General features: G+C 36.8%; 22 protein-coding genes. 7 read left to right on the forward strand and 15 right to left on the reverse strand.

Translation table 11 applies throughout. The features are described 5' to 3' along the window. The first annotated feature begins 1 nt into the window (after position 1). Complete coding sequence (locus AEA09_RS19650) at positions 2-178, forward strand: GNAT family N-acetyltransferase (protein WP_245622834.1); 177 nt, start codon at positions 2-4, stop codon at positions 176-178. A 370-nt stretch (positions 179-548) separates the two neighbouring features. After that, on the forward strand, positions 549-1730 hold the full coding sequence (locus tag AEA09_RS11560) for a NupC/NupG family nucleoside CNT transporter (protein WP_053583985.1): 1182 nt from the start codon (positions 549-551) through the stop codon (positions 1728-1730). A 153-nt stretch (positions 1731-1883) separates the two neighbouring features. Here the strand turns inward: AEA09_RS11560 and AEA09_RS11565 are convergent, their stop codons facing one another. The 8 genes from AEA09_RS11565 to dinG form a co-directional block, all read right to left on the reverse strand. Then, positions 1884-2732 carry an MBL fold metallo-hydrolase gene (locus AEA09_RS11565; protein ID WP_053583986.1) on the reverse strand — a complete coding sequence of 283 codons (849 nt, stop codon included), beginning with the start codon at positions 2730-2732 and terminating at the stop codon, positions 1884-1886. A 575-nt stretch (positions 2733-3307) separates the two neighbouring features. After that, entirely contained in the window at positions 3308-4162 is an 855-nt protein-coding gene (gene speE / locus AEA09_RS11570) for a polyamine aminopropyltransferase (RefSeq protein ID WP_053583987.1), read from the reverse strand. Beyond that, positions 4162-4596 (reverse strand): adenosylmethionine decarboxylase, encoded by a 435-nt coding sequence (gene speD, locus AEA09_RS11575; RefSeq protein WP_082332640.1) that lies wholly within the window; start codon positions 4594-4596, stop codon positions 4162-4164. The genes speE and speD overlap by 1 nt, the downstream gene beginning before the upstream one ends. Then, positions 4593-6089: an aminotransferase class I/II-fold pyridoxal phosphate-dependent enzyme gene (locus AEA09_RS11580; RefSeq protein WP_053583988.1), complete on the reverse strand. Its 1497-nt coding sequence runs from the start codon at positions 6087-6089 to the stop codon at positions 4593-4595. Before AEA09_RS11580 ends, speD begins: the two co-directional genes overlap by 4 nt. Further along, positions 6089-7264, reverse strand: coding sequence for a methionine adenosyltransferase (gene metK / locus AEA09_RS11585; RefSeq protein ID WP_053583989.1), 1176 nt, complete (start codon positions 7262-7264; stop codon positions 6089-6091). The genes AEA09_RS11580 and metK overlap by 1 nt, the downstream gene beginning before the upstream one ends. 972 nt (positions 7265-8236) lie before the next feature. Further along, positions 8237-8623, reverse strand: a complete 387-nt coding sequence (locus AEA09_RS11590; RefSeq protein ID WP_425411986.1) for a hypothetical protein — start codon at positions 8621-8623, stop codon at positions 8237-8239. Between the two features lie 356 nt (positions 8624-8979). Further along, complete coding sequence (locus AEA09_RS11595; RefSeq protein ID WP_156312154.1) at positions 8980-9228, reverse strand: hypothetical protein; 249 nt, start codon at positions 9226-9228, stop codon at positions 8980-8982. Between the two features lie 146 nt (positions 9229-9374). Continuing rightward, on the reverse strand, positions 9375-12149 hold the full coding sequence (gene dinG, locus AEA09_RS11600; RefSeq protein ID WP_053583991.1) for an ATP-dependent DNA helicase DinG: 2775 nt from the start codon (positions 12147-12149) through the stop codon (positions 9375-9377). A gap of 178 nt (positions 12150-12327) precedes the next feature. Between dinG and AEA09_RS20650 the strand changes: the two genes are divergently transcribed. Continuing rightward, positions 12328-12498, forward strand: coding sequence for a hypothetical protein (locus tag AEA09_RS20650; protein WP_425412004.1), 171 nt, complete (start codon positions 12328-12330; stop codon positions 12496-12498). 69 nt (positions 12499-12567) lie between these two features. On the opposite strand, the gene panD is transcribed toward AEA09_RS20650, so the two are convergent. The 3 genes from panD to panB are packed head-to-tail and all read right to left on the reverse strand — an operon-like array spanning position 12568 to position 14644. Beyond that, positions 12568-12951: an aspartate 1-decarboxylase gene (panD, locus tag AEA09_RS11610; protein ID WP_053583993.1), complete on the reverse strand. Its 384-nt coding sequence runs from the start codon at positions 12949-12951 to the stop codon at positions 12568-12570. A 1-nt stretch (position 12952) separates the two neighbouring features. Continuing rightward, positions 12953-13807: a pantoate--beta-alanine ligase gene (gene panC, locus AEA09_RS11615; protein WP_053583994.1), complete on the reverse strand. Its 855-nt coding sequence runs from the start codon at positions 13805-13807 to the stop codon at positions 12953-12955. Continuing rightward, positions 13808-14644 (reverse strand): 3-methyl-2-oxobutanoate hydroxymethyltransferase, encoded by an 837-nt coding sequence (panB, locus tag AEA09_RS11620; RefSeq protein ID WP_053583995.1) that lies wholly within the window; start codon positions 14642-14644, stop codon positions 13808-13810. A gap of 606 nt (positions 14645-15250) precedes the next feature. Here panB and AEA09_RS11625 point away from each other — a divergent pair. Continuing rightward, a complete protein-coding gene (locus tag AEA09_RS11625; protein ID WP_053583996.1) occupies positions 15251-16237 on the forward strand; it encodes a HesA/MoeB/ThiF family protein in 987 nt (328 codons plus the stop codon). Positions 16238-17115: 878 nt separating this feature from the next. On the opposite strand, the gene AEA09_RS11630 is transcribed toward AEA09_RS11625, so the two are convergent. Next, on the reverse strand, positions 17116-17991 hold the full coding sequence (locus tag AEA09_RS11630; RefSeq protein ID WP_053583997.1) for a helix-turn-helix domain-containing protein: 876 nt from the start codon (positions 17989-17991) through the stop codon (positions 17116-17118). A gap of 779 nt (positions 17992-18770) precedes the next feature. Between AEA09_RS11630 and AEA09_RS11635 the strand changes: the two genes are divergently transcribed. The 3 genes from AEA09_RS11635 to AEA09_RS11645 are packed head-to-tail and all read left to right on the forward strand — an operon-like array spanning position 18771 to position 20513. Continuing rightward, on the forward strand, positions 18771-19091 hold the full coding sequence (locus tag AEA09_RS11635) for a PadR family transcriptional regulator (protein WP_053583998.1): 321 nt from the start codon (positions 18771-18773) through the stop codon (positions 19089-19091). After that, positions 19084-19686, forward strand: a complete 603-nt coding sequence (locus AEA09_RS11640; RefSeq protein WP_053583999.1) for a DUF1700 domain-containing protein — start codon at positions 19084-19086, stop codon at positions 19684-19686. Before AEA09_RS11635 ends, AEA09_RS11640 begins: the two co-directional genes overlap by 8 nt. Further along, positions 19683-20513: a DUF4097 family beta strand repeat-containing protein gene (locus AEA09_RS11645; protein ID WP_082332641.1), complete on the forward strand. Its 831-nt coding sequence runs from the start codon at positions 19683-19685 to the stop codon at positions 20511-20513. Before AEA09_RS11640 ends, AEA09_RS11645 begins: the two co-directional genes overlap by 4 nt. 41 nt (positions 20514-20554) lie before the next feature. On the opposite strand, the gene AEA09_RS11650 is transcribed toward AEA09_RS11645, so the two are convergent. From AEA09_RS11650 to AEA09_RS11660, 3 genes are all read right to left on the reverse strand, one after another. After that, positions 20555-21538, reverse strand: coding sequence for a biotin--[acetyl-CoA-carboxylase] ligase (locus tag AEA09_RS11650; protein WP_053584000.1), 984 nt, complete (start codon positions 21536-21538; stop codon positions 20555-20557). A 1279-nt stretch (positions 21539-22817) separates the two neighbouring features. Continuing rightward, on the reverse strand, positions 22818-23528 hold the full coding sequence (gene deoD, locus AEA09_RS11655; RefSeq protein ID WP_053584001.1) for a purine-nucleoside phosphorylase: 711 nt from the start codon (positions 23526-23528) through the stop codon (positions 22818-22820). Positions 23529-23558: 30 nt separating this feature from the next. Further along, positions 23559-24947: a purine-cytosine permease family protein gene (locus tag AEA09_RS11660; RefSeq protein WP_053584002.1), complete on the reverse strand. Its 1389-nt coding sequence runs from the start codon at positions 24945-24947 to the stop codon at positions 23559-23561. Positions 24948-25174 lie beyond the last annotated feature (227 nt).

Consider the following 25174-nt stretch of genomic DNA (forward strand, 5'->3'; position numbering starts at 1 on the left):
AATGTTGATAACTGACCAAAAACATCAGGGAAAAGGATATAGAAAAGAGGCGATTAAACTTATCATATTAGATATTAGAAATATGAAAGAGGATCGCCATCAAACTATTACACTTTCTTATGAGCATTCTAATGAACACGCAAAACGAGTCTATGAAAAATTGATTTCTATGAAATAGATGGGCTTATAAACGGGGATAAACAAGTATCACTCTTGACGTTTTAACATGAAAAAGCTGAAAGAGGGCTAAAAAATAGTTGAGCCTTCTTTTATTTCTATTTTAATTACCCTATATTTGTCCAATAAGAAGCAGCCTTTTTTCTTTTTTCATTTCCTAAGACCTATTTAAAATTAATATTCAACCATTTCTATTGCTTTTTTAACAATTTTCTATTAACATCTCTATGTTACCATTCTCTAAGTACGGTTCTTTTTTATTAAATATGGAAAAAATATTCACTACAATCACAAATAAAAGAGATTACTATACGAAAGGGAATTATATCGGAGACACACACATCATGTTTTAATTCATCAGGAGGTTACATATGCAATACATTATTTCTATTTTAGGCATTCTTGTTGTATTGTTTTTGGCTTGGTTGGCAAGTTCCAATCGAAAAGAGATAAAAATCAAACCAATTATCACAATGATTGTCATACAAATTCTTTTATCTTTGTTATTATTAAATACAGAATTTGGATTAATCATCATCAAGGGAATTGCTTCTGTTTTTAACAAGCTGCTCGAATATGCAAATGAAGGGGTTTCCTTCGTGTTTGGTGGCATAGCGAATGAAGGAGAGGCTCCATTCTTTTTAACTGTGTTGCTACCAATTGTATTTATTTCTGCATTAATTGGTATTCTTCAGCATCTGAAAATCCTACCATTCCTTATGAAAGGAATTGGCTTGTTATTAAGTAAAGTGAATGGGATGGGTAAACTTGAATCATATAATGCCGTTGCTTCATTGATGGTCGGACAATCAGAGGTTTTCATCACATTAAAGAAACAACTTGGTCTGATTTCAAATCAGCGTATGTATACCCTATGTGCGTCAGCAATGTCGACTGTATCAATGTCCATAGTTGGGGCTTATATGACGATGCTGGAACCAAAATATATTGTCACAGCTTTAGTTTTAAATCTATTTGGTGGTTTTATCATAGCTTCTATTATTAATCCGTACGAGGTTGACCCAAATGAGGATTTATTAAAAATTGAGGCGCATGAAAAACAATCCTTTTTTGAAATGCTCGGCGAGTATATCCTTGATGGTTTCAAGGTTGCCGTTATTGTTGGAGCCATGTTGATTGGGTTCATTGCATTGATGGCGGGATTCAATCATGTGTTTGAGCTATTGTTTAATATTTCTTTCCAGACGATATTAGGTTATATCTTTGCTCCAGTTGCCTTCATCATGGGGATTCCTTTCTCTGAAGCTGTTAGTGCCGGATCAATTATGGCAACTAAACTGCTGACTAATGAATTTGTGGCGATGTTGGATTTATCCGGAGGTAATTATCACTTTAGTGAACGAACAATGGGAATTCTTTCTGTATTCCTTGTTTCCTTCGCCAACTTCTCATCTATTGGTATTATTGTCGGGGCTGTTAAAAGTCTGGATGAAAAGCAAGGGAATTCTGTCGCTCGTTTTGGGTTGAAACTGTTATATGGTGCCACACTTGTAAGCATACTTTCAAGTATCATCGTTAGTTTGATTCTATAAAGGTACTGCGTAACCACAGAGTATTTGGCGGTTGAAATTAAAAACAACGGCCAAGAAAAGGCAAACAACCATTAATAACTGGGTTCTAATTGCATTAGAACCCTTATCATAATTACTTAAAAAAGGCAGTGGTACGCACCACTGCCTTTTGATTTAATAACCGTTCACAAAGTTTGAAATCGTTTCTATTTCGTCTTCTGTCAATTCCCTTTGAACATGTTTTTCATATTCCTTTATTATTTTCTGTTGATTCCCACCGCAAACATCTGTATATTTTGCAATCGTTCTAAGCTTGGCTACTTCTTGATTAAATTCCTCTTTTGAAATTGGCTTTTGATGCGAAGGTATATACGTATCTGCATCAAATTGCTCTAACTCATCTAATAACCGTAGCGTTTCATTAATCGTATAGTTATCTTTTACAGCATACATTTTAGGATAAATGCAGTCTGCAAGGAAAAGAATCTTTTCTTCCTTGATATACACGATTGCAGAATCCGCAGCGTGGTCCCCTCCAATATGTTGAACAATACAAGTTACCCCACCAAGGTCGATTTCCATTCGTTTTTCAAAAGTTACATCTGGTAAGACAATCTTGATATCTCGGTGATCCTTGAATTCCTCCTTAATGGCTCTGGCGCAAAATTCAATTTCCGTTCCCTCTTTCACTCGCGCATCGATTGCCTCATCTGACCATGAAAATGGGATTAATTTCTCCATTTCTTCTTTTGTTTCTTTGGAAGCGATGGAAACTGTATTAGATAGTGCTGAAAGACCAAAGATATGATCCCAATGCCAATGAGTAAGAACAACTATATCAGGATTGGGAACTCCTCTTTTTAAAAGTTCTTTCTGAAAATAATTAGCATGGTCTTCCGAGTTCCCTGCATCAATCATTAATGTCTTATTATTACCTACCACCATTCCTAGAATCGGGCGGTCGGTTTCCGATATTGGTGTGATATACCAAAAACTGTTACCTATTTTGTTAATCGTGTGCATAAGAGCTACCTCCTTTTTATATTATTTTAATTCAAATAGCAGTAATATACTCTATTAAAGAATTTTCAAAAATCGGTACTTATTTATGATTTGATTCTCCGCAACTAATTTTTAAGCGGTTTTTTATTAACAATTAGTCTTTATTAATCATATCCAAATACCGCTTAAGAGGATTAGAAATTAAGTGGTGAATTCTTTTAACCGCATATACTTATGGTATGGTTCTTCATATCATAAGTAATAGCTCCCTCTACTTATGCGCCGGTTCCACTAATTACTTTGCCTTCATCAAATTGATAGCGTCTATTTCCTACGTTATTTTGTTGAATTCTCTTTTTTCTAAAAAACAATTAACTTAGTCAATATAAATATTCAAAAAAACAAGCATTCAAAGTCTTTTCACTTTGAATGCTTGGTGACTTATTTCGCTAAAGTCAGTAGCATTTGACGAATTGTTTTACATGCTACTGCTATGGATCGTATTGTCTCCACCAACCATTAAGCATTTTTTATTACCTTGATTTCTGAATTAAAATTGTCACTATCACATCAATAACAGTGCTATCTTTTAAGATTTATTCATCACGATTAAGCGCATCTTTTACATACGTAGGAAGTGCAAATGCGCCAACGTGTAAATCTGTATTGTAATATTTCGTTTTCAGACCAAAGTTGTCCCATGCCTCTACCTTAATATCTTTAGTAGGATGCAATGCTTTAGAGGCAAATCCGAATAGCCAGTGTCCTGATGGATATGTTGGCATATGGAATTGATATACGCTTGCGATTTGGAAAATACCTTTAATTTTTTTATGTGCTTTACGCATGTTTTCTGCATACTCAGAGAAGTATGGCGATTCGTGTTGGTTAATTAAAATGCCTTGTTCATTTAATACACGGTAGCACTCTTTATAGAAAGCTGTTGTAAATAAGCCTTCACCTACTGAAATTGGATCAGTAGAATCTACTAAAATTAAGTCGAATGATTTATCAGCTGCATTTTGAACGTAAGCTAAGCCATCATCGAAAATCATTTCCATACGTGGATCTTCTTCAACACCCGCTGCTGTTATTGGAAGGTATTTTTGGCTTAAACGGAATACTAATTCATCGATTTCAACCATTACTACTTTTTCAACTGATTTGTAGCGTAACACTTCACGAGCAGTACCGCCGTCACCACCGCCTATAATTAACACTTTTTTTATATCTGGGTTTGTAGCGAATGCTGGGTGAGTTATCATATCGTGATAAACGAATTCATCTTTTTCATTGACCATCATCAATCCATCTAAAGTGAAGAAAGTACCCAACTCATCACCTTTATAAAAATCGATTTTTTGGAATGGAGTTTGTTCACTATGAATCTCTTCATTATACCCAATTGAAAATTTACAATGATCGCTCCATTGTTCTGTATACCATTTCATTAAATCACGCCCTCTAATACTTCTTGTTTCACTAGAATTGTATCAATTTTTTGTTCTGCAAATTGGCGAATTTTATCTGCCATTCCTCGAGGTACTTCAAATGATTCTGTCTTTTTCGCTTGTAGTTTTTGTTCTAAATATTCTGCTGCTTTCCAAGGACTTACTGAATCGCCACAAGTGTATACATCTACTGAAGCAAATCCGTATTCTGGCCAAGTGTGAATCGTTAAATGTGATTCAGCGATTATGACTGCACCTGAAACGCCATAAGGGTTGAAATGGTGGAAGCAAGATTCTACAATTGTCGCCCCAGAATAGTCTGCCGCTTCGTTCATAAACTGCTCGATTAAAGCATTTTGCTCAATAATTTCACTTGGACAACCATAAAATTCGATTAATACGTGTCTACCTAATGTTGATAATTCTATACTCATTTATTTGTCTCCCTTACGACCGTGATGTGATTTTTTTCTTTCGCCTCAATCAGAACATTGCCAAAATTAAGAAAATAGAAGTGATATAATTCTACTACGTCCTCTGAAATAACTTCTCCGGGAATTATTAGTGGTATTCCTGGTGGATAAATCATTAATGAATCTGCACTAATTCGACCTACCGCATTATAAATTGAAATCGTTTCTGTTTCTGCATTACATGCCTGTTGTGGTGTCATTGCTAATACATTTATTTGATTCGCTGTCACATGAGCTGACTGAATCGCATCTTTATTAGCGTGTATAAGTTCTAGTTGTTTTAACGCCTGTACTAATTTATCGATTGTTTCTTCCGTATCTACGTGACTAATGACTGCCATTATGACATACCCTTCAGCAAGTTCTAATTGAATACCATACTGTTGTTTCAATATTGAGTAAACTTCAAAACCAGTTAAACCAATACCGTTCACACGAATAACAAGTTTCGTCCAATCATATGATTGATTGAAATTTTGTTGTACGTATTCAGCTTTTAGTACTTCATAGCGTGAATTGTTTTCAATTTTTTCAATTGCCGTATAAACAATTGGTTTTAATTTGCTATAACGTTGCTGACCAAACACTGCTAAATCCCGTCTTGCTACATCTAAAGAACTCATTAATAAATAATTGGCACTTGTCGTTTGAAGCATATTTAATACTTTTTGCAAATGCTTCGAATCGATTCGTTGTTCTTGTAGTAAAAGAAGCGAACTTTGTGTTAATGAGCCACCCGTTTTATGCATACTAATCGTTACTGCATCTGCACCAGCACGTATCGCATCTTTTGCATCAGGTAAAAATGTTAAATGCGCTCCGTGTGCACTATCTACAATAACGGTTACGTTTTGTTCATGTGCGAGCATACAAATTTCTTGCAGTTTATTCATTGAGCCAAAATATGTTGGATACGTCACAAGAAGAGTTTTCGCTTGTGGATTTTCTGCAAGTGCCACTTTTACATTCTCAACTGAAATGCCGTGTGCAATACCAAAATGTTGATCCACTTCAGGTTGAATAAATACAGGTTTTGCTCCACTTAATATAATGCCGTTCATCACTGATTTATGGCAGTTACGAGGTACGATTAATGTATCTCCTGGTTTACATGTCGCTAAAATCATCGCCAGAATACCGACAGTCGTTCCATTTACTAAAAAGTAAGCGTAGTCTACATTAAATGCTTGTGCTGCTAATTGCTGTGCTTCTTTAATTACTGACTCCGGATGACTTAATAAATCCAACTCACTCATGGAGTTTACATCCATTCTTAACGTCATTTCTCCAAGCACCCATTTTAATGGGTTTTCTTGTAGCCCCATTTTATGTCCAGGTACATCAAACGGCGTAACGTCTTGTTTAGCATAGTTCACTAAAGCTTCAAATAATGGCATGCGATCTTGAGCTACTAAAGTTTCTTCTTTAGCCTCCCAATTCTGTAACCCTTGCATTATTGTTCACTAGCAACTGCTAATAGTTGCTGTAATTCTGAAACTTTATCTGTTCTTTCCCAAGTTACGTTTACATCATTTCTTCCAAAGTGACCATAAGCTGCAACTTGTTGATATTGTGGTTTACATAGATCTAACATGTTGATAATGCCAGCTGGAGTTAAGTCGAACAATTGACGAATCGCTTTTAAAATTTCTTCTTTCGCTACTTTTTCTGTACCAAATGTTTCTAAAGCGATACTAATTGGTTCACTTACACCAATTGCATATGATAATTGGATTTCACATTTATCTGCTAAGCCTGCTGCAACAATATTTTTGGCAACGTAACGCGCTGCGTAAGCCGCTGAACGGTCCACTTTTGTGCAGTCTTTACCAGAAAATGCGCCACCACCATGACGAGCTGCTCCGCCATACGTATCAACAATAATCTTACGTCCTGTTAAACCAGCATCTCCGTGTGGTCCCCCTACTACGAAACGACCAGTTGGATTAATTAAAATGCGGAAGTCTTCTTTCATTCCAAATTGCTTTGCAACAGCTTTAATTACGTTTTCTGTAACGTACTCAATGAAAGCCACTTGCTCAAAACCATCATCATGTTGTATTGACATTAAAACAGTATCGATTTTAGGTTGCTTATTATCCGTATAATCAATTGTTACTTGTGATTTCATGTCTGGTCGAGCCCATTTGAATTGTCCATTTTTACGTTGCTCAGTTGCACGTTTTACAAGCATATGCGCCATTTCAATTGCTAAAGGCATATAGTTTTCAGTTTCATTCGTCGCAAAACCGAACATAATCCCTTGGTCTCCTGCACCAACTTCTTTTGTATCGCTTGAAGAATCAACGCCCACTGCGATATCAGGTGATTGAGTGTGTACTAAAACTTGTACGTTGCAGTTATGACCATCAATACCGAGCTTATCATCTGTATATCCGATGCCGACTAGGGTATCACGGGCAATTTTTTCGATATCTAGTTCTGCTTTTGTCGTTATCTCTCCACCAACAATTACCGTGTTTGTAGTTGTGAATACTTCACATGCCACACGTGATAGTGGATCTTGTGATAATGCTGCGTCTAATACCGCATCTGAAATTTGGTCTGCAATTTTATCTGGATGTCCTTCCGATACAGACTCCGATGTGAATAATACTTTTTCTGACAATTTTCACTGCTCCTAACAAAATAATAGATTTAGGGCATAAAAAAAAAGCTCACCCAATTTAAGGAAAGCTTCGAATACTATCAGCTGCTGTTCCTCTTATTGTTCACAAAAGTAAATTTTGTGCTCAGGTTCGGCCCACTGGATTTAATTCATATTGAACTAAATTGTTTGGCCACCGTATCTTCGACCCCTCGTCTCAACGGTTATTAATAAGAGCTATATTATTATGCTGAGACTCATATTAAATCATATATATTTGAGTGTCAATTTATTTTTTAATATTTTTCTGTGATTAATTGCTATGAACATTAATTCATTTATCCTTTTTTACAAAAAAACTACTACGTGTAATACTTTTAAATTAATGAATAATTATTATTATTATAGTATAATAATTCATACAGAGTTTTTTTATAATAATAGAATGAACTCCTATTAAATTTGTTATTAGATGCGTAAAAATAACAAATCGTGATCACAAAAAATTTTACAACAACAAAAAGGTATAGGAATTTTTAGAGTCTTTTATTTATACAAATTATTTGAATTTCTATAATTCTGAATATTATTTCCAGTCATTTGTAATAGGATTATGACGATTCTTTAATTTAAAAAATGTAGTATTCGATTCAAATTGCATTATAAAGCGAAAGCCTAAGATAAAAATAATAAATGGATTTTTTTACAAAAAAGTAGAGGAGCATTCATAAAAGAACGCCTCTGCTTTTTTATTTTCTTTATCTTGCAACGAGGGGCTCCTCAAATATAACCTTCTGATGGAATTCACCCCATCTAAAAAGGCAAGCAAACATCTCTGTTCACACACCTTTTCATATTTTCTATTATGGTAAAATTGTACATACTGATAATGAAGTTCTATGTGAGTGGTCTAGGTTTGGTTTTTAATTCTGTTTAAAAGATATCGAATTACCAGTTTCTTCCCATAGCTTTTTCGTGTGAAAATACCTTTATTTACGCTTCGTCTTCTGCATCTGGTTCTACATCAAATTCATGTTGACCCATATAAATCGGTCCATTCGCATGATCAATTCGAATTGGCCACTCATATGGTAACCCTATACGATTTGCGATTGATCGCCAAAATTTACTCGATTCGAGTTCGAAATCCAGAAAATCATTTAATAATTCTTTATACGAATCCCCATTAACTTGTAGATTCATGTCCTGTAAGCGTAGGAATGCCATATGTCTGCATTCTAGCTCAGCAGCTTTTTCCATTTCTTTCTCAGTCGCTTCTCCAATAATTGTGCCAGATGGCGGCATGATGACATAAATATTGTCCACCTCTACTTCTTCTCCTTGCACCTGTACCATTTTTTGATCATTTTTATTAGTCATAATTCTACTACTCCTTACTTATTCTATTACTACCATTTAATCTTAGTTCTGAGAATACTATCGATATTTTAAATATTTTCTCAATCAGACCATGAACATATGATTATTTCATTTGTTCACACCAAAATATATCATAAAATTAACAAAATAACAAAAAAGTACATTAACTCTCTTCCTAAAAGTTAATATACTTCTTTTTTTACTTAGTTATATTATTACTTTCAAACACACTCTAGAACGTTACTAAAATAGCTTTGTCCGTTCATTGACTTTCTAGAAACCTTTCTCACATCACACACCCATATCCGAAATACTCATTTGCTCCCCCGCCGACTCCACAAAACACTCTGCCTTCTTCAAATCACCAAATCGATAGCGTCTTCTACCTGCGTTATTTTGTTTTGGTCTTGGTTGGTTTGGCAGTGACAAACCTTCTCTAGTAGATAAAATTTATATTGCGGAGTGTCGTCAAAGCCTAGTCCTAAATAGCGTTGTTCGATATATGCTGTTAACTTCCTTTCAATAATTGCATCTAGTTGTAAAGCTTTTACGTGCTCACGCCATTTAGACATATCGAAATTATAGGTGCTTCGAATATTAAACACATCGTCCATGGTACGGATAGGACAATTTCATTCATCTCATTTTATCTATTTTTGGAAGATACATACTCTTAACATCCTATAATATTCCGAAATATAAAATACAAAAATCCCCCTAAGTCGCGAATTTCGACCTAAGGGGATTTCAATCATTTCTCCCAATTACCCAATTCTTTCAGCAATTCCGGCAATTGTAGTTTCTTCACTTCAATTGGAGGCAGGGCTTTGATAAATTCCTTGCCATACGATTTCGTAGTAATACGTCGATCTAAGACAATAAAGGCGCCTTTGTCCTGTGATGAACGGATCAATCGACCAAAGCCTTGCTTGAAGCGCATAATGGCTTCGGGTAGTGATAGCTCGTTGAACGAGTTGCGGCCTTGATCGGATAAATGCTTGGCACGTGCCTTGAATACGGGTTCTTCTGGTGAAGAGAATGGTAAGCGTACAACTATAACGGATGCAAGTGCATCACCAGGTACGTCTACCCCTTCCCAAAAACTATTTGTGCCAAAGAGAACAGCATTGCTAAATTTTTGGAATGATTTTAAAATACGCATGCGACTGCCCCCTGTGACACCTTGTGCAAAGAGCATATAATCATCAAGTAGCTCACTTTCTTGAATCAGTTCAACTGTTTTTCGTAGCATATCCTGTGAAGTAAAGAGTACAAAACAACGCCCTTCTGTCATTCGTACTGTACGCGTAATGGCGAGTGCGACCGCTTCAATATACTCTGCTTGTGTCACCTGCTGAATGTCCGGCATATCTGTGACAATAAACGCTTTTGCCCCCGCATAATAGGCTGATGGTGCCTGCAGTTGTAGCACGTTTACATTAGCTTGAATGCCGAGCTGACGTGTTATAAAACGCTCATTGCCCGGTACAGTTAACGTACCAGAAGTCCACACGATGCTTGCTTGTTGACGTAGTGGTGCGAGAACTTTTTCAATGACTGGTGTGACATTGATGGGCTTTTTAAAGATGTGTAAACTCCCCGGGACACTGCGTCGATCAATTTCCAGCCAAACAGAGTTGTCTTCTTGTGGCGATAGGAATATTTCTTCCCAGTCAGTAATTTTTAATTTTATTTCACGAATCCAGTAGTGCCATTCCGACAATATAAATGCCTCGTTTTTGTCGAGTTGTTCGATGTCGTTTTCAAAGGCGCGACTAGCGGCTTCTGCAAGGTCTACCCACTGTTGTAAGAGCTTGCTGACGCGGATAAATGGCTCTTTTTGAAGTTGTAATTCCTCTAAAAAGAGAGTACGTTTGCTTCCCGCTATTTGCTTACCTTTTAAGTATTGTTGCATTTTTTGTACGACATGTTGAATCGTTTCGTCAAAAATTCGTTGTAGGCGCATAAATTGCTCGTCGAGGCGCTGTAAGTTTTGCATTGGGACACGCTGTTTTTTCTTGGCTGCTTGGCTAAACTGCTGGAAGAGCGCAGTTTCTTCCATTGTGCCAATTTGGCCGAATACATATTTCCACTGCGTATAGGATAGGACCGTTTCATCCTGTTGCATGGCCGCTTGGATAAATTGATGGGCTTCATCGATTATCCAACCATCGATTTGTGTAAAAATCGGCGTTTGACGCACCAAATCACTAAGCACCATTGAATGATTCGTCACGATGCAGTCGGCGGATTCACTCTGTTTTAATGCTTGTTCGTAGAAGTCAAAGCCTCTCGGTGGTTTTTCATCTGGCATTTTACGAATTTTATCTAAAAATAGCTGCCCTCCACCTGAAACGTTCAGTTCACTTAGTACACCTGTCTCAGTTTTTGTTAGCCATACGAGTAGTTGTAAAATAGTAAACGTTTCATCGTACGATTCGTCTCCATACGCAATGCATTGCTCAAAGCGTGATAAGTCGATGTAATGATGCATGCCTTTTAATACGGCGATGTTGACCTTTGTGCCAAGTATTTTTTCGACCTTTGGGAGCTCTTCCTCCACAAGTTGCTCCTGTAAATGCGCAGTGTATGTGCTAATGGCGATTTTTTTGTTATGCGCTCGTGCATACATAATGGCCGGCAGTAAATAGCCAACTGTTTTGCCGATCCCTGTGGATGCCTCAATTACGCATTCTTCTTTTTTGTTTAGTGCTTGCCATATAGCGTCCATCATCGCAAATTGCGCTGGACGTTGCTCATAATTTTTCATCGTCTTTGCCATGAGTGTTTCCTTGTCGGCTGCTGTTTGTGGATACGGGGATAATTCATGATTGTCTGTATGATTTTTCCGACCATCACCTATGGCAAAATTGCGGTGGTACGTAACATTTTCATTGGTTGTGACATGCTGGCGTTTAATTTGCAGTGCCTCGAAAAAGAGTTGTGACAAATTGGATTTCAAACGAAACGAACGTTTATGCATTTGCTCGAGCGTTAGTTGTGGTAAGTTCAGTAATTCCTTCCAGCAACATTTGAAAAGTTCAGCCGTTGCACGTGCATCCTCGTCTGCGCGATGTGCATTGGTTAGCTCTATGTTTAGGTCAGCTGCTAAATCGCCTAGCTTAAAGCTAAGTGACATTGGATACAAAATTTTCGCCAGTTCAACCGTATCCATACTTTTGCCCTGCCACTTTGGTAAACCCGCTCGTTTGAACTCTGCTTGTAAAAAGGATAAGTCAAAATCCGTATTATGCGCGACGAATACACAATCGGCAATCAGTTCATATATGTAGTCGGCATGTGCCTCAAACGGTAAGGCATCCTTCACATCCTCATCCGTAATATGCGTTAAATCCTGAATAAAGGACGGAATTGTTTTCCCTGGATGAATAAACTTCGTATAGGTACGCTCAATTTCCCAATCCTTCATAATAACAATCGCAATTTGAATCATTCGATCACCATTTGCAGGCGAATGTCCTGTTGTCTCCAAATCAACAATTGCATACTTTTGACTATCCATCATCATCTCAACTCACAGTTCACTTTTGTATAGTTGAATTTTATCATAAATTCGGCTCAGTGGTCATGCTTCTGTCACTTTACAAGATTTTCAACGTTTAGGACGAGTGATTTATGGTCAGGTTGAGCGACTTGGCGCCGTGGTTGAGCGACTTGCGGCCGTGGTTGAGCGACTTGAGGGCGTGGTTGAGCGACTTGAGGCCGAGGTTGAGCGACTTGAGGCCGAGGTTGAGCGACTTGAGGCCGAGGTTGAGCGACTTGAGGCCGAGGTTGAGCGACTTGAGGCCGTGGTTGAGCGACTTTGGCTTGAGGTTGAGCGACTTCGGCTTGAGGTTGAGCGATTTCACACCTAGTTTTTGTTATTTCCACCCATCATCCCAATAAAAAAGAAGCATGCACCAAAGTACATACTTCTCATAAAATTACAGCACCGTTGCTTCCGGCTCATACTCAATCATTTCTTTAATAGTATTACCTTCATCCATAATAGCTACAGTTGGCTTGTGGTCCTTGGCCTCTGCATTATCCACATAAGCATACGAAATAATAATCACAATATCCCCGCGTTGTACAAGACGAGCAGCTGCACCATTGACGCAAATTACACCTGAACCACGTCTGCCGGCGATTATATACGTTTCAAAGCGTGCGCCGTTATTATTATTGACAACATGCACCTTCTCATTTGGTAACATACCAACTGCATCTAAAATATCTTCATCAATTGTAATGGATCCCACATAATTTAAATCCGCTTCTGTCACTGTCGCGCGGTGGATTTTACCGTTCATCATCATTCGTAGCATGTTACAGTCCCTCTTTCACATTAAAAATAATGTTATCAATTAAACGCGTTTTGCCAATATACACTGCCGCTGCTAGTAGTACTTGCTTTGTCTCATCTGTAACAGGAGCTAAATCTGGGTACGCCAAAAGTTCAATATAATCAATCTTGCCGTTTGTACGCGTCGCAATATGAACTGACGCTTTTTCAATTGCCTCCGCCGCATCACCATTCTCTAAAAAGCTGTCGCGTGCCAACGTCAATGCTTCGTTGATCGCCGGTGCTTGCTGACGGTCCACTTCACTTAAATAGACATTACGCGAAGACTTTGCTAAACCATCCTCTTCACGTACAATCGGCACGACACGCATCTCTAATGGGAAGTTGTAATCACGCACCATTGTGGCAATAATCGCCACCTGTTGTGCATCCTTTTGACCAAAGTAGGCGCGTATTGGCTGCGTTAAATGAAATAATTTCGCCACGACTTGTAACACACCATCAAAATGGCCAGGTCGACTGGCTCCGCACAATATGCTGGCCTGCTTACCCGCACAGATACGAATTCCTCCATCATGTAGATACATCTCCTCAACACTCGGTGCAAAGACAATATCCACACCAACCGACTCAGCTAAAGCTGTATCACGTTGTAAATCACGCGGATAACTTTCAAAGTCTTCGCTCGGACCAAATTGTGTTGGATTCACAAAAATGCTCATTACAACGACATCATTTTCTTCACGTGCCGCTTGTGCCAGTGTTAAATGCCCTTCGTGTAAATAGCCCATTGTTGGTACAAGGCCTATAGTCTTTTCACTCTTTTTTGCTGCTAGTATTTCTGCTGTTAGAGCTTCGATTGTTGTGATGACTTTCATTTATTTTACGCCCCCGTAAAGCTGATCCAGTGCTTCATCCTTCATCGTGAAGAAATGCTTCGGTGCTGGGAAAGTCCCAGCTTTTACTGCCTCCACATAGCCTGCAATTCCCTGTCTTGCCGCAGCCCCCATATCCGCAAATTGCTCCACAAATTTCGGCACATGATGTGAGCCATAGCCAAGCATGTCATGATAGACAAGCACTTGCCCATCCGAATCCACTCCTGCACCAATACCGATTGTTGGAATGACTAAGTTCGCAGATACAATTTCAGCTACCTGATGCGGAATACATTCTAAGACAATTGCACATACACCAGCTGCTTCACATTTTTTTGCGTCCTCAATAAGTTTTTTTGCTTGTTCAGCTGTTTTCCCTTGGACTTTATAGCCACCTAAAACTCCCGCAGATTGTGGTAATAAACCTAGATGCGCCACCATTGGAATGCCAGCAGATGTTAATTTTGAAATAACCGGTAAAACGTCATCTGCACCTTCTACCTTTAGTGCATCTGCGCCTGTTTCTTGCATCATAGATACTGCTGTTTTTAATGTGTCATTCACATCGCCATGATAAGAGCCAAATGGCATATCGACTACCACAAATGTATTCTTCGCACCGCGTCGTGCCGCTTTTGCATGATGTACCATGTCCGCAACTGTCACAGGCATTGTGGAATCATACCCTAGTACGACCATACCTAGTGAATCACCTACTAGAATCATATCGACGCCAGCTTCCTCAGCAAACTTTGCTGCTGGGTAATCATAAGCCGTCAGCATTACGATTTTCTCACCAGCTGCTTTCATTCTTAAAAAATCTGATGTTGTTTTCAATTGAAGTCCTCCTTTTCAAGAGAAGAAAACCGTAAAAAACCCTTCTGTTCCTAAAAATGGGCAGAAGGGTAGCTTGTTCGTTCATGGATCAGAACGCATCGTTTTCTTCCGTCCCTGTCTATAAAGATCAAGGCAGATATTTGTTGTTGGTTGTCTTACAGTTTGAAGGTGCCGTTCACAAAAGGATACTGCCCTTCAGCACATACTATAACAGAATTTGGGTCCCATCATCAAACAATATTTTCTATAATTCTAATTTTCTAATTACTTTTCGCGTTAAATTAAAACCATGTCATACACCATTAAAACATTTACTATGCAATTACATCTCTAAATAACACCAAAGAGCTCACCATTTCCGGCGAGCCCTTTAGCTTACATTACATGTACAGTACCTATTTTTTATATGTCTTCTGTCGATTTGAATTTCAAAAGCGAAATATTAGTATTCTAATATTTGGTATATGGAATACTTATAACTCCTGTTGTAATATAAGTTGCATTAGAACATTCAACCTATTCTAAGAGATGGTTCTATATGAAAACCGAATAGTATTTCTTTGTTGAAGATTTGATTCATCATGCCTATTTTTAAGGAGTATTCACATGATCAGAAAAAAACTAAGATATGATGCCGTGATTGTACACTACTCAGATTATGATTTGATTCTATATAACAATAAAAGCGTTAAAATTCGTTTTCAAACTGAAGAATTCAAACATATTTATTTCCTATTAGAAAAAGGAACATCTTTAATAGAACTAGCATCAATTCTCCCAGTAGAATACGTACAAGTACTTTGGGAATCTTTATTGCAGATGGGGGTACTTATCGACGATTGGGATAACCTTGACATTAATAGCTACGAAAAACAGCTATTTCACTTAGAAAATCTCGCACCAACTCCTATTCATTTACAACAAACACTTAGAGAAAAATGTGTAGCTATCATAGGTGTTGGCGGAATTGGTTCTGTAATATTAGATCAATTAATTCGATTAGGGGTTCAAAACTATATTTTAATAGATAGTGATGAAGTGCAAATTCATCAATTAAATAAACAATATATGTATTCCTTAAAAGATCTCGGCTTTAATAAAGTAGATATTTGTTTTTCAAAAATTAAAGAATCTCATCCACATGGACAAGTCCTAATCTTAAAAAAACGAATCAAAAATCATGAAGACCTATCAACTATACTTCAAAAATCTAACCCTGATATTGTAATCAATGCTGCTGATGAACCTCATTATTTATATCAAGAAGTTCTAAAAGTATGTATTGAATATCAAATCCCCTTTATCACTGGAAGTATTGGTCCCCACTTTGGAAGAGTCGGTCCATTTATTGATCAACCAAGTGATATGATTCACTTTTTGGAAGATACCGAATATGAACAAAGACCTGAAAATATAAAAGTAATTAATCCTTTTTTTGGTACACCAGAACCATCAAATTGTATTATTCCTATACTAGTTGCTTATGATGCTGTTCGTTTTCTATTGAATAAACAACCAAGCTCTTATAATAAAATATTGCATGTAGACTTTAATGATTTATCATGTAAGACCACGCCTATAATAAATAAATAATCATTTGTTTAGTAAGCGTCAGGTAATCCCCACCTTCTAATGAATTTAAAATCGCGAGACAATTACGATTACCATTCATTAGAAAGCTTTTTCAGCCTCGATTCGAACACACTTTTTTATGGTACTCACATATTCAAGCCTTTCAATATATATGTGAAACAGATGCCGCTACTTACTGTACCAAACAGGACATACCCACACCCCTCATCTCGGCTAGCACAGTGGCTCCTAGTAAGAGATTAAAAAACCATCATTTTGATTAGCCAACTACCTACTCATCTCCTATAACGTTGACAGTTTAGATGGTTATTAGAACTTGTTGCTATGCAAAAAAATTAGCACAATCGCAGGTTTCAGAAACGTTGTAATTTGAATAAAGAGTTCAGCATTACTTGTTCAGATTTTTTAACCAAATTATCGGACAACATACTGCCTTTCAATTAAAAAAATTGTAATGACGTATGCCAAGTTGTAAAAACAAAAGTAAGCGACAAATAGCTCCCACTGAATAACAGTTAGGTGCTATTTGTCGCTTACGAAAGTAGGTATGCATTTGATGTTATCTCCAGCTTTCCCTGCTATATACCTCCACGTATAAACTGTCCATCTATTGTTAAATACAAGTACTTATACTTGGTGGCCAATCCATTCCATACCATATCCGAGAAATGGGAGCAATTACTTAATTAAGAATTGGATGTAGTTGTAAGGTAAATCGCTTAATAATGTAATGAAAAAATCTAACATACTTGTTCTCACCTCAATTTTTAAAATATTCGCTTTTAAAAAGGTAATAGTAACTATTTTTATACTTTACCTTCTTTCTATGTAATTTTATATTATTTAAGTAATAAATCTACTAAAATAATATTAGAATTCTAATATTTCAAAAAAGAATTATTTTTTGAATTAATATAGCTAATTAATAAATCATCTTTGCTATTTAAAGCGAGGTGATAGGCTATGTTATAGGATTCTTTAAAACTACATATCCCTATAATCTCTTCATTATACGCCTTTTCATAATAAAGGTAACTTAAACGAAATTGTGTTAATATTTGAGGTTTATTTGCCCATTCAATCCCAGCATTTGCTACACTTAGAGATTTTTCATATTTCCCTAGTTTAGAATATGAATTAGCAATATTGAAAAATACCATTGTAAGTTTGCTTTCATTTCGAATTTTCCGACTCTTATTAATTGTAGAAAGAATTAAATCAAAATAGCCAAATCCTTCATCTACCATACCTAGTTTCAACATCATAATGCCAATATTATTAAGTATTAAATATTCTTCTAGAGATAAATGTTCTTTGTCTTGAAAATATGTGATTTTAAGAGATTCCTCCAATAATTCAAACGCTTGATAATACTCATTTTTTACAAAACCTTGATATAGACCTTTATAAAATAACAGTAATTGTTGATCTAATTTTGTATGCAAGTAAATTTTTCTAAAATGAGAGTTAATAGTATTATTAATTTCTTCATATTTTCTTTGGTAAAATAATTGCGATAAATATTCTAGCAGTTCATTTTGTAGTTGTATTGCCGTTTCGCTTTCTTGATATTCCATTTCGGTTAATGGCAAGTCCAATTTATTACATATTTCAACAAAAATCATTAAATTAGGAATATGTTTGTTCCTCTCGATTTGACTAAGCATTCCTTGTGAACATATACCCTCACTCAATTCTTTTTGTGACAACCCCTTTAACTTTCTAGCGTTTTTTATTTTTTCTCCTAGTAACATCAATACCCCTCCATTATATGTTCAAATAATTCCACCATTTTTTAGGTAGTCGTTTGTATATGCTTTGTTTAGTATAATAAGTAATTTGTAGTCTGAGAGTTTGTCTCCAACAATAGCAAGAACTGATCAAGTGCGGCTTTGTCTATCAGGTCGATTAATAGTAATTATTCCAAAATGTACGTTAAATAAAGGAGAATACTTCTTCCATCCATAGGAACAGGTAAATTTATTAATTTTTTCATACAAAAAAAATTTCGTCAGAAAATCTTTCTAGTATACAGTTGAATTGTCGAGCACCCGTTTCAACACCAATATTTTCATCGTAATAAATTGGCAAGTGCTCTTACAAATTACTTTTCTTCAAAAAGACTTTTTGTTACAACTAGGGTTAAAAAAATCAAAGATCATTATTTGTTTTTCGAATTAGTTAAGTACTCAAAATTTTTTCACTCTAGTAAACTTTACAGCTTTTTTAAACAGTCATTTTAAAACTCCTCACATATTTTCACATTCACTCCATCTGCCTGTCAATAGAATACATTTTTCTTATTTTTTAATTAATGCATCAACTTTCAATTTAAAATCCTATCTTTGGAATTCAAATTTTATTACTCTTAAAGAAGGTTTTTTAATATATCCATTGTCTCTTCTAAGCTTTAGTTTTCAACGGATTATTTTGTATTTATTGACAAATCATATTATACGCCATATACTATCCATATACTATACAGCATATAATATAAAACCTTGTATAGGGATAGAAATGTGAGGTGGATAAGATGACGTTTCAACTTGGCTCGTCTTTACTGGATGCCTGCGTGCTTGCCATATTAGAAAAAGAAGATGCTTACGGCTATTCATTGACGCAGCAAGTTCAATCAGTGATGGATATATCGGAATCGACGCTTTATCCTGTATTACGTCGTTTGCAAAAGGCTGATTTTTTAACAACTTACGACCAGCCTTTTCAAGGAAGAAATAGGCGCTACTATCGTATTACGGAACAAGGGCGCATACGATTACTGGAGCTTCTTAACGAATGGCAAATTTATAAACAGAAAGTAGACAGTGTACTAATAGGAGGGAATTTAGATGGATAAAGCGGGCTATTTAAAAAGTCTAAGAAGTAAATTACACCGACTTCCGGAACATGAAATCGACGCTGCACTTATTTATTACGAGGAATATTTTGATGAAGCCGGAGAAGAAAACGAACAGCAAGTCATTCAGCAACTAGGCCCCCCTTCTCAAGTCGCTGCACAAATATTGGCCGATCTTGCCATTAAAGATTTAGATGCGACACCAACTTCTACGAAAAAGAACGTGTCGGCCATCTGGCTTATCATTCTTGCTATATTATCTGCACCACTTTCGCTACCACTGCTCGCCACAGCAATTGCACTTATCATTTCAGCTGGTGCAGTTGTTTTCAGCATTGTTATTGCAATTGTTGCCACTGTGGGTGGAATCTTGTTTGGTGGACTTGCAGCTCTCATTTCTGGTTTTTTTATCATTACAGATCACTGGCCCACAGCGCTACTCTTTATAGGTATTGGCCTTATTATTACAGGAATTGGGGTTCTGATTTTCCCTTCTACCATCCGCTTTATTAAAAAAATGGGCCTAGTATGCGTAGAAGGTTTGGCTGGATTATTTCAAAGAGTTACACGTAAACGAAAGGGGCGTTATCAATGACTTCTCTTAAACAAATTGCAGGTAGTATGATTGTTGTAGGCATTGTATTAGCCATGATCGGTTTTGCCTCCGGTGGCAAATGGTTTATTTTAATTAGCGATGCAGGTTTTCACGTACCAAACGACCAATCACTTGGTGCCAATTCATATGAACTCGATGCCTTTACAAACATTAATCTTTCCAATAAACATGCAGATATTGAAATACTGCCATCAGATAACTATGGTTTAGAATTAAACTCTTTTGAAACGTCGAATGTTACGTATGCAGTAAAGGATGGTACGCTTACAGTGGATGCCAAAAGCACAAAAGACAACGGCATCACAATTGGTTTTAGATCCTTTAAAACACCTACCATTACAATTTATGTACCAAAAGATGCGTTGCTCTCAAACATTGAATTGGACTCTAGCTTTGGGGATATAAACCTAGAACAATTAAATTATCAACAGCTCAATTTATTTGTAAGCCATGGGGATATTTCTTTCGAAAATATTGTGGCAGGACATACAGAAATTACGCAATCATTTGGTGATATGGCATTACAGCAATTTTCGGGTGAGCGTTTCATTGTAGAAAGTGAACACGGTGATATTGACATCGATGGGGAGTTGAATGGAGAATCCACGATAACATCTAGTTTTGGGGATGTTGATCTTGATTTACTAAACAAAGAAAGTGAACTCGGATTAGACTTGAATACTAATTTTGGAGATATTACGCTTAATAACAAGTCGATCGAAGGTGATTTTTCACAATCATATGTAGGTGACAATCAGTTGAAAGTTTCTATTACACATGGTGACCTAGAGCTATCACTCAAATAAATAAAAGCTGCAAGTAGTGTGATCTACTTGCAGCTTTTCATTTAAATAATTCTTACATCTCCAGAATAAATCGTCCTCACGGTACCATCATCCTGTCTTAGCTGTAATACACCTTCATCAGTAATGCCACTTGCTACACCTTCAAATCGCTCTCGTATAGTCGTCACTTCGATACGTTGACCAATTGTGCAAGATGCCTGTTCCCACTCTTTTTTAATGCTCGTAAAGCTTTCCTTCACGAATATTTCCGTGTATTGCTCCAAGTATTGTAATATAGTTGCAACAAGTGCCGCACGGTTAATTTCTTCCCCGGCTGCCAGGCGTAAAGAAGTTGCAATGTCCGCAATTTCTGGTGAGAAATCCGCTTCCACCTGGTTCGCATTTATGCCTATACCGACAAGTAACGCTTGTACACAGTCAGCCTCTGCTTGCATTTCCGTTAAAATACCTGTGCATTTTTTGCCATTAATCAGTAAATCATTTGGCCACTTAATTGCTGGCTCTACGTTTTTATACAGTGCTTTAATCGCCTTTGATACAGCGACCGCTACGACAAGGGTATAAGAAGAAGCCTGTTGCGGCGTCACATCTGGTCGCACAATAATGGTCATCCAAATACCTGTTCCATGTGCAGATTCCCACGGTCTTGCCATACGACCGCGACCAGCTGTTTGCTCTTCCCCAATGACAATTGTGCCATCCGGTGCACCCTCTTGTGCAAGCTTATGTGCAATCGTTTGTGTTGAATCCACCACATCAAAATGATGAATAGTACGACCAAAGCGCTCCGTATTTAAAAATAGTTCAATTTGCATTGGACTTAAGCTATTCGGCACGCCTGTCAGTATATAGCCTTTTTTCTTCACTGTTTCAAACGTATAGCCTTCTTCTTGCAATCCCTGCATATGCTTCCAAATAGCTGTGCGTGACACATTCAATGTATCTGCTAGTTCTTGGCCAGAAACTGCTTCTCCATTAGCCGCTAATAACCTTCTTAGAATCTCATCCTTCATGGAAATACTCATCCTCAAACCAACCCTTTAGTTAAGTGTACAATCACTTATTTACTTTAGATCACAAATACTATAGTTATTAGTTTTTATGATACTGTAAAATATAACAATTGACCACCGACTGTTACTAAAAATCGCTTTTAGTCATTTATTTCACAAGATAGATTACCATCACATAGTGTTCTTCTCCCTTTATGTATTCAACCCTAAATATTGTAAGTACAACAGCTTCCTTAAGCCATTTTGTGAGGTTGTAGCAGATCATAACATAACAAAGGACATACACAAATGACTTGTATTCATACGCTCAAACCCTAAAGTAAGATATTTTAAATGGTGTGTTGATTAGGTAAATATCAGGTTGTCATTTACTTAATCATTGCTTGTTTTCATATTCAATACTAGTATTTGCACCTACATTTTTTGTTGATTGTAGCGGAGGGTGCTCGACTCCTGCGGGAAATGCAAGCGAAACGAGACCCTGGACTGAGCATTGCGAAGGAAGCGGCTCGGTGCTTGCCCGCGGAAAGCGAGCTCCCATAGCGGAAATCAACCTCCACTTTAATAGTAATGGTGAAAATTATTTATCAACACGCCTGATATTTTAGCGTATTCTTTTTAGAATATATCCTTTATAAAGTTTTCAATAACACTACCAATCGTGTCATAAAAGAAAAACTTACCTACAGTAATAACTACGAAAATTCCAACTACCAACAAAAGATAAAACATTACTTTACTATTATTCGTTTTCAAAATAACTATCCCCTTCTCATATGTAATCTCTTAATAGGTCTTTACGAGAATACGGCATAAAAAGTTTCAAACTTTCGTAATATTTAGTAGTTAAGTGAACAGTGTAACAGATGTTTAATTATGTTACATATGGCGATATCTTTTAGCTATGTACTCTTCAACAATTGTAAAAAGACTAGACTCATGAATACGTAAACAGCAAAGATGTTATTTCTGAAATTTCCGAATAATGTCCGCCGCTTACAACCACCTACTCATAAAGAAAAAAATATTTCTAATTAAATATCAAGTTGATTAGAGTGGAAGGCGGCGACTCCTAGGGGATAAGCGAGCATCTTGAGACCCTGCAGGAGCACCGCGACGAAGCGGATCAAGGCTCGCCCCCTGGAAAGCGCCCGCCTGTAACGGAAATCAACGGTTCCTTGAACAAACTCTCATTAACGCTCGCCAAATAATTTGTTGACGTAATTGTATTTCAACAATGTAAAAAAGCCTTACTTAAAATATAAGTAAGGCTTTTTCCAATCACCGAAAACTATTCATTAATAAGCGTTTCTAACGCTACAGTAATCATGTCATTAAAAGTTGTTTGACGTTCTTCCGCTGTTGTTTCTTCACCTGTAATAACATGGTCACTCACTGTCATAATACTTAAGACGTCGATGTTGTATTTAGCTCCAAGTGTATAAAGTGCTGATGTCTCCATATCTACACCTAGCACACCGAAATCAGCCAGCTTATGAATCATGGAATCATCGTCTTCATAGAATGAATCGCCAGTGAACACATTACCTACATGAACTTTCAAATCAGCATTTTGTTTAGATAAACGATATGCTCTCTCAAGAAGCTTAAAGCTTGCGTTTGGTGCATAATTTATTTGTGGGAAAATGATGTTTTGCATTTTCGAATCATTTGTAGCCGCCATTGCCATGATAATGTCACGGATTTTCACTTCACGCTTCATAGCTCCGATTGTACCAATGCGAATAATATTTTTCACACCATAATCTTTAATGAGTTCAGTGGCATAAATACTCATGGAAGGAGCACCCATTCCAGAAGATTGAATAGAAATTTTCTGCCCTTTATACGTTCCCGTATAACCATACATTCCGCGAACTGTATTATGACACTCAACATCCTCTAAAAAAGTATCTGCAATATATTTAGCACGAAGTGGATCTCCTGGCATCAATACTTTCTCAGATATTTGACCTTCTTTTGCATTTAAATGGATACTCATAATTTTTCTTACCTCCAAATAATTGATATGTTAGATTGTTTTCGCTTCTCTATCTTCTGTTTGCTTCTTCAATTGTGCTGATGAATAAATCCAGCTTAAGACTAAACCAACCGCAAATGTTAGTAAGACGCCCAGGCTGTTACCTTCAAAGATTCCCTTAGCAAATATAGCAGGAATTATTGGGTTTTCAGTGAACAGAAGTCCAACGATAACACTCACAAACCATATAATTACATTTCCTTTATTTACATCAATATTTTTATCGCCTGAAATGATATCAGGGTCATAGCCTTGCTTTTTGCGTAGGATAACGTAATCCGCTACGAATACAGCAGTCCATGCTGCCAAGCCAATACCGACAACCCCTAAGAACATTTGGAATGAACCTAAGAAGTCACCATTGATGAATAACACATACGTCGGAAGCAATACCATGATTGCACCATGTAAAATAATAGATGCTCGATCTGAAATTTTTATATTTGTAGCTTCTAAAGCATTACGTCCGGAACGAAGTGAAATAACTGCTGGTGGAATGATTCCGCCAAGTGCTGTAATAAAGTATGGAATAACCATCCATTTAGGCATTTGTAACGCTAATGCAGCAATAGGATCCGCTGAATTAACTAGTTCAGGATTCGTTGCATTCATTAAAATCCCTAAGAACATGATGACAAATAGTGGTGTAGCTGATGCGAATGTAGTTGTCCAGAAAATCGATTTATTCGAAGATTGAGGACTTTGATAACAAGAGTAATCACTCGCACACATTGCCCAGCTAAGTGCAGAACCTGCAATAATGATGGAAATCGCAGGTAGTACTCCGCCAACCCAGTCTCCATTTGGCATATTCATAAGTGCTGACCAGTCTGTTTGAGGTACTAAAATAATCAATACAACTACTGTTAGAGCACCAAAAATGTAGGTGAAAATAGTTTGAGCTTTAACAAGTGTTTCTTGATTTACAAGAGATAATGCCATAATTGCAATAGCAAGACCGATTAGTCCAATTATCTGTGTTGTTGTTGTTACTTCTAATCCCATTGCAGTGACAATTGCATTTATTGAGAAAATACCAGTAGGAACATTACCGACACTCAGCCAACCAATTAAACAAATCCATGCCAGTACAGCTGGAATCAAGTTTCCTTTATTTCCAAAAGGTGCTCGAGATAAAACAAAGGTCGGTGCTTTTCCTAGCTTACCTGGTAAGCTAAGATATCCGATAAGGGCAAACGATGCAGCCCCTAAGAATGCAGCTACGACTGATTGAATAAAGTTAAGACCATAACTTACGATAATCCCTCCATAAACCAATCCCATTATACCGATATTCAATGAAAACCATATCCAAAATAATTGCTTAGGTTGTCCAACTCTTTCGTTTTCTGGAATTAAATCAGGGTGTTTTTGACTCATTTCCTTCGCCCTCTTTCTACTTTATAGTTAATTTCCCCTAAAACATTAAAATTTATGAGTGATTCATGACTTTAATTTATGAACGTATATTATTAACTCACATTTCGCACCCAATAATACACTTCTGACGTCAGACCTCTAAAATTTCAAAAAGAAAATCATCTAATCACTCTTCATGAAAACCCTTACAACAAATATAATAGCACCACATAAATTAAATTTAAAAT

The sequence above is a fragment of the Lysinibacillus contaminans genome, assembly GCF_001278945.1.
GTDB classification, from domain to species: Bacteria; Bacillota; Bacilli; order Bacillales_A; family Planococcaceae; genus Lysinibacillus; species Lysinibacillus contaminans.

Bases quoted from the DNA above. Each gene is read 5' to 3' on its own strand.
- AEA09_RS19650 (WP_245622834.1), top strand. From the start codon at position 2: ATGTTGATAACTGACCAAAAACATCAGGGAAAAGGATATAGAAAAGAG.
- AEA09_RS11560 (WP_053583985.1), top strand. From the start codon at position 549: ATGCAATACATTATTTCTATTTTAGGCATTCTTGTTGTATTGTTTTTG.
- AEA09_RS11565 (WP_053583986.1), bottom strand. From the start codon at position 2,732: ATGCACACGATTAACAAAATAGGTAACAGTTTTTGGTATATCACACCA.
- speE (WP_053583987.1), bottom strand. From the start codon at position 4,162: ATGAAATGGTATACAGAACAATGGAGCGATCATTGTAAATTTTCAATT.
- speD (WP_082332640.1), bottom strand. From the start codon at position 4,596: ATGAGTATAGAATTATCAACATTAGGTAGACACGTATTAATCGAATTT.
- AEA09_RS11580 (WP_053583988.1), bottom strand. From the start codon at position 6,089: ATGCAAGGGTTACAGAATTGGGAGGCTAAAGAAGAAACTTTAGTAGCT.
- AEA09_RS11590 (WP_425411986.1), bottom strand. From the start codon at position 8,623: ATGACTAATAAAAATGATCAAAAAATGGTACAGGTGCAAGGAGAAGAA.
- dinG (WP_053583991.1), bottom strand. From the start codon at position 12,149: ATGATGGATAGTCAAAAGTATGCAATTGTTGATTTGGAGACAACAGGA.
- panD (WP_053583993.1), bottom strand. From the start codon at position 12,951: ATGCTACGAATGATGATGAACGGTAAAATCCACCGCGCGACAGTGACA.
- panC (WP_053583994.1), bottom strand. From the start codon at position 13,807: ATGAAAGTCATCACAACAATCGAAGCTCTAACAGCAGAAATACTAGCA.
- AEA09_RS11625 (WP_053583996.1), top strand. From the start codon at position 15,251: ATGATCAGAAAAAAACTAAGATATGATGCCGTGATTGTACACTACTCA.
- AEA09_RS11630 (WP_053583997.1), bottom strand. From the start codon at position 17,991: ATGTTACTAGGAGAAAAAATAAAAAACGCTAGAAAGTTAAAGGGGTTG.
- AEA09_RS11635 (WP_053583998.1), top strand. From the start codon at position 18,771: ATGACGTTTCAACTTGGCTCGTCTTTACTGGATGCCTGCGTGCTTGCC.
- AEA09_RS11640 (WP_053583999.1), top strand. From the start codon at position 19,084: ATGGATAAAGCGGGCTATTTAAAAAGTCTAAGAAGTAAATTACACCGA.
- AEA09_RS11645 (WP_082332641.1), top strand. From the start codon at position 19,683: ATGACTTCTCTTAAACAAATTGCAGGTAGTATGATTGTTGTAGGCATT.
- AEA09_RS11650 (WP_053584000.1), bottom strand. From the start codon at position 21,538: ATGAGTATTTCCATGAAGGATGAGATTCTAAGAAGGTTATTAGCGGCT.
- deoD (WP_053584001.1), bottom strand. From the start codon at position 23,528: ATGAGTATCCATTTAAATGCAAAAGAAGGTCAAATATCTGAGAAAGTA.
- AEA09_RS11660 (WP_053584002.1), bottom strand. From the start codon at position 24,947: ATGAGTCAAAAACACCCTGATTTAATTCCAGAAAACGAAAGAGTTGGA.